At 58.1% G+C, this 5,462-nt stretch carries 5 protein-coding genes; 1 reads left to right on the forward strand and 4 read right to left on the reverse strand.

Annotated elements, in window-relative coordinates:
• Positions 1-964: acyltransferase (locus CW267_RS29455; protein ID WP_101148709.1), on the forward strand; the 964-nt coding region annotated here is incomplete at its 5' end.
• A 26-nt stretch (positions 965-990) separates the two neighbouring features.
• Here CW267_RS29455 and yiaA read toward each other — a convergent pair.
• From yiaA to xylA, 4 genes are all read right to left on the reverse strand, one after another.
• Positions 991-1,437, reverse strand: coding sequence for an inner membrane protein YiaA (yiaA, locus tag CW267_RS29460; protein ID WP_008806879.1), 447 nt, complete (start codon positions 1,435-1,437; stop codon positions 991-993).
• Positions 1,438-1,468: 31 nt separating this feature from the next.
• Positions 1,469-1,840 (reverse strand): inner membrane protein YiaB, encoded by a 372-nt coding sequence (yiaB, locus tag CW267_RS29465; protein ID WP_008806878.1) that lies wholly within the window; start codon positions 1,838-1,840, stop codon positions 1,469-1,471.
• Positions 1,841-2,008: 168 nt separating this feature from the next.
• Entirely contained in the window at positions 2,009-3,463 is a 1,455-nt protein-coding gene (gene xylB / locus CW267_RS29470; RefSeq protein ID WP_008806877.1) for a xylulokinase, read from the reverse strand.
• A 92-nt stretch (positions 3,464-3,555) separates the two neighbouring features.
• Entirely contained in the window at positions 3,556-4,878 is a 1,323-nt protein-coding gene (gene xylA / locus CW267_RS29475) for a xylose isomerase (RefSeq protein ID WP_008806876.1), read from the reverse strand.
• Between the last annotated feature and the right edge of the window lie 584 nt (positions 4,879-5,462).

The raw sequence follows: 5,462 nt of genomic DNA on the forward strand, positions 1-5,462 counted from the left end.
GCGCGGTATCGCCTGCATGATGGTGGTGATGATCCACAGTACCAGTTGGTATATCACTCATCCGCATGCCATCACCCTTATGGAATGGGACATCGCCAATCTGCTCAATTCCGCCTCCCGCGTCAGCGTGCCGCTGTTTTTTATGATCTCGGGATACCTGTTTTTTGGCGAGCGCAGCGCCCAGCCGCGCCATTTCTGGCGAATTGGTTTGTGCATTGCGTTCTATAGCGCGCTGTCTCTGCTGTATATCGCGCTGTTTACCCATATCAACGTCGAGCTATCGTTAAAGAATTTGCTGCAGAAGCCCGTCTTCTACCACCTGTGGTTTTTCTTTGCTATCGCCGTCATCTACCTGCTCTCGCCGCTGATTCAGGTTAAGTCCGTCAGTGGCAAAATGCTGCTGGTGCTGATGGCGATCCTCGGTATTCTGGCCAACCCCAATATGGTCAGCGTCAAAGCCGCCGGGATTGAGTGGCTGCCAGTCAACCTCTATATCAACGGTGATACCTTCTACTACGTGCTCTACGGCGTGCTGGGCAGAGCCATTGGCACCCTGGACACCAATAAAAAATGGCTGACCCCGTTCTGCGCCGCGCTGTTCATCGCCGCCGTGTGGGTTATCTCCCGCGGCACGCTGCATGAGCTGCGCTGGCGCGGAGACTTTGGCGACACCTGGTATCTCTACTGCGGGCCGGCGGTGTTCGTTTGCGCGGTCGCCCTGCTGACGCTGGCCAAAAACTGGCTTAACGCGCGTCCCCTGCCCGGTATCGCCTGCATTGCGCGACATTCACTGGGGATCTACGGTTTCCATGCCCTGATAGTGCATGCGCTGCGCGCCAGCCATCTGGAGCTGTCCCGCTGGCCGCTGCTGGACATTGTGTGGATATTTAGCGCCGCCCTGCTCGGCAGCCTGCTGCTGTCAGGCCTGGTGCAGCGGATTGATAGCCGCCGGCTGGTCAGCTAACTGTCCGCCACCCGGAGGGGCCCGACTTACGACTCAGGCCCCTCTTCCGTCACGCTGAGAGGTTCCCGTAAGCGCGTCGGGTCCCAGGCATCACGCACGTTTTTCTGCACCGCAACAGCGCCAAACAGGCTCAAAAAGTACGCCAGCCCATAGAACCCTTTCTCGCTGAGCAGCAGAGTGGCATTCCACAGTCCGATAACCAGCAAGCCAACAGCGATAACGAAGACCACCAGACAGGTGGTGTAGTACAGCGCGGTGGTCGGAATGGCTTCATACTTATCGCGCACCGTCTTTTGATAAGATGCCGCGGCAAACAGCCCCAGTACCAGGACAGCAAAATAATAGCCTTTCTCATTCAACTGCATATCGGCATTCCACAGCCCCACCAGATAGGTGACGATGCCGCCGATCAGGGCAATCCAGGAGATCAAATGAAACGCCGGAGAATACGTCGCGTGCTTGTTTTCCATCACTTTTTACCTTTTACGCGCCTCGGGGCGGCGCTTATTCCGTTTTTTGCATCGCCCGGGCGACGCGGGTCCGTTCGGGGGTTGCCGATGCGCCATATAAGCAGACAAACCACGCCGCGATATAGACGGCTTTTTCATGCCAGTCTGCCGGCACATACCAGGCGCCAACCAGCAGCAGGCCGACCGATAGCAGCAGCACCAGCCGACATAAGGCAATAAAGCCGTCGTCCTGTTCCTGCCACTGGCTGGCGCGCTGATGGGCGAGGACGGCAAACATCCCCATCACCAGTACGCCGAGAAAATAACCTTTACCGCTAAACAACGGGCAGGTTCGCCAGATACCGAGCAGATAAACCAGCGATCCTGCTGCCATCATCACCCTGGCAATGTTGCGTTTTGTGTTCATCTCACCTCCCTGGTCGACAGGGGCTGATTATGACCGACTCCCCCGGCGATGCCGCAGGTTACGCACCGGAAAGCGGAGATTTCGGAATAAACAAATACGCTTTTTTGGATGGATGTAGCTGGGACATTCAGGGAGGGAATCCGCCCGGCGCTGCCGGACGGACTGAGGCTAAGACATCAGCGGTTTCAGCTGCTGATAAATCTGGCGGAAGGTTTCCCGCTGTGGCGCATAGTGGGCCACACGGCGATCGTCCGGGCGATGCGCTTGTTCAAGCGGCAGCGGCTTCAGCAGCCCGGCGCGGTCTGCCTCGTCGTGCACCGCCAGCTGCGCCAGCCTGGCCGCCCCCAGCGCCGGGCCGACGTCGCCCCCGGTACGGTAATCGAGCTGCTGGCCGCTGATATCCGCCAGCATTTGTCGCCAGTAAGCGCTGCGCGCCCCGCCGCCGATAAGCGTGATGCTCTGCGGCTTGATGCCGCAGGCGTGTACCACGTCCATGCCATCCGCCAGCGCATAGCCCACGCCCTCCAGCACCGCCCGCGCCAGCTCTGCCGGCCCATGCTGATGCGTCAGGCCAAAAAAGACGCCCTTGGCCTGCGGGTTGTTGTGCGGCGTGCGTTCGCCCGACAGATAGGGCAGGAACCACACCGGACCGGCGCTTTCATCCGCCGTCTGCGCCGCCGCGATCAGCGCCGGCACGCTGGCCAGGCCGGTTAATTTCGCCGCCCAGTCCAGGCAGGAGGCCGCGCTGAGCATCACCGACATCAGATGCCAGCGGCCCGGCAGCGCATGGCAGAAGCTGTGCACCGCGCTTTCGGGTTTGCTGAGGAACCCTTCGCTGACGGCGAAGTAGACGCCTGAGGTGCCCAGCGACAGCATTGCCTGGCCGGCGTCGGCCATTCCGACCCCGACCGCGCCTGCGGCGTTGTCGCCACCGCCGCCCACCACCAGCGCCTGCGGCATATTCCACGCCTGCGCCACCTCAGGTCGCAGTTGCCCGGTGACGTCGCTGCCTTCAAACAGCGCCGGCATCGCATCCCGACTGAGATCGCAGGCGGCGAGCATCTCATCGCTCCAGTCACGCCGGGCGACGTCCAGCCACATCGTACCGGCGGCGTCAGACATGTCGCTGGCAAGCTCGCCGGTCATGCGCAGGCGCAGATAGTCCTTCGGCAGCAGCACTTTATCGACCTGGTTGAACACCGCCGCCTCGTGGCGCTGCACCCAGAGTAACTTCGGCGCCGTAAAGCCCGGCATCATCAGGTTGCCGGTGATCTGCCGGGAAGCGCTGACTTTTTCCTCCAGCAGCTGGCACTCTTCGGCGCAGCGGCCGTCATTCCATAAAATGGCCGGACGCAGCACCTGTAACGATTTATCCAGCAACGTGGCGCCGTGCATCTGACCAGCGATGCCCAGCGCCTTCACGTCGCGCAGGCTATGCTGCGCGCCCAGGGCTTTCATCGCCGTGTCTGTCGCCAGCCACCACTGTTCGGGATCTTGTTCCGACCACAGCGGATGCGGACGCGAGACGGTGAGTTTTTCGGTATGCGATGCCACTACCTCACCCTGCTCATTCAGCAGAATGGCTTTGACGCCCGATGTTCCCAGATCGATGCCGATATACATACTACCTCTCCTTAAACGCGCGCCACGGCTAAGCGTGGCGCGAACAGAGCATCCTGGTTGCGACGCCGGTCATGCCGGGCGCCGCCGCATGATTACTTATCAAACAGATAATGGTTGACCAGGTTTTCCAGTTGTTCCTGCTGGCCGCTGCGATGCTGCGGCGCCAGCTGATGCTGAGTGGCATACTGGGCAATGTCGCTGAGGGTCATCTGCCCGTTAAGGATCTGCTGCCCCAGCTCACCGTTCCAGCCGGCGTAGCGTCTGGCCACACGTTTATCCAGCTCACCGTCCTCAATCATCCGCGCCGCAACTTTTAGCGACAGCGCCATGGTATCCATCGCGCCAATATGACCATAGAACAGGTCGTATTTGTCGGTACTCTGCCGGCGCACTTTCGCATCAAAGTTGAGGCCGCCGGTGGTGAAGCCGCCCGCTTTAAGAATTTCATACATCACCAGCGCATTCTCTTCGACGCTGTTCGGGAACTGGTCGGTATCCCAGCCCAGCTGCGGATCGCCGCGGTTGGCGTCGACGGAGCCGAACAGCCCCAGCGCGATGGCCGTCGCGATTTCATGATGGAACGAATGGCCGGCGAGCGTGGCATGGTTAGCTTCAATATTCAGTTTAATCTCTTTTTCCAGACCAAACTGTTTGAGGAAGCCGTAAACGGTAGAGGCATCATAGTCATACTGATGCTTGGTCGGTTCCTGCGGTTTGGGCTCAATCAGCAGCGTGCCTTTAAAGCCAATTTTATGCTTATGCTCCACCACCAGTTGCATGAAGCGGCCAATCTGTTCACGCTCCTGGCGCAGGTCGGTATTCAGCAGGGTTTCATAGCCCTCGCGACCGCCCCACAGCACATAGTTTTCGCCTCCCAGCTGATGAGTGGCATTCATGGCGGTGACCACCTGGGTGGCCGCCCAGCTAAACACTTCCGGATCCGGGTTGGTGGCCGCGCCGGCGCCGTAGCGCGGGTTGGTAAAGCAGTTTGCGGTCCCCCACAGAAGCTTCACGCCGCTCTGCTGCTGTTTCTCTGCCAGCACCTCGACCATGCGGGCGAAGTTATTGCTGTACTCCTGCAGCGAGGCGCCTTCCGGCGAGACATCGACATCGTGGAAGCAGTAGTAAGGCACATTGAGTTTGTGGAAGAATTCAAACGCCACATCGGCTTTACGTTTGGCCATCTCCAGGGCGTCGCCAGGCTGCTGCCATGGACGGTCGAAGGAGCCCACGCCAAACATATCGGCGCCATTCCAGCAGAAGGTATGCCAGTAACAGGCCGCAAAACGCAGATGATCTTCCATCCGTTTGCCCAGCACCAGTTCATCCGGGTTGTAGTGACGGAAAGCCAGCGGGTTAGTGGATTTCGGGCCTTCGTAACGAACGCGATCGAGTTGATCGAAATAGGTCTGCATAGAGAACTCCATATTCAGAGATGCGGCGAATAACCAATCAGATACCCTAAATAATTCGAGTTGCAGGAAGGCGGCAAGAGCGTGAACCCTCAGGCGCTGGCGCCAGCAAAGGTCGGAGCAACGAATGTCACCAACCCACCTACAACTTGAAGTATGACGGGTTTAAGCCAATATAGAATTTCACTTTCCTTCTCCTCAATTACGTTATTTCACACCGCCATTGAGAGAATCCACAAACGTGCGCCAGCTCGCAAAAAATAATATACTTCCGCCTTCTCCGTGCCTTGTCGGACAAGTCCAGTGCAATAATAAGAGTGTGCATGAATAAAATACGATCGCCGTCATAATTTGCACATTAAACGAAATTTCATAACGGCAAAATAAGAACCGGTAATTGCCAGCCCTGCTTTCCGCGTTAAGAATCTGTAACGTATCCGCAACCTCATGTATCAAACATTATTTTTCCGTTCGTCTTATCTACCCTTACAAAAAAGGTATCATTATTATGAAGATAAAGAACCTTTGCCTTACACTTTGCGCCAGCTCCCTCCTGCTCGCCAGCATGGCGGGGATGGCGAAAGAAG

This window comes from Klebsiella sp. X1-16S-Nf21, from assembly GCF_002837615.1.
In the GTDB taxonomy this organism is placed as follows: domain Bacteria; phylum Pseudomonadota; class Gammaproteobacteria; order Enterobacterales; family Enterobacteriaceae; genus Klebsiella; species Klebsiella variicola.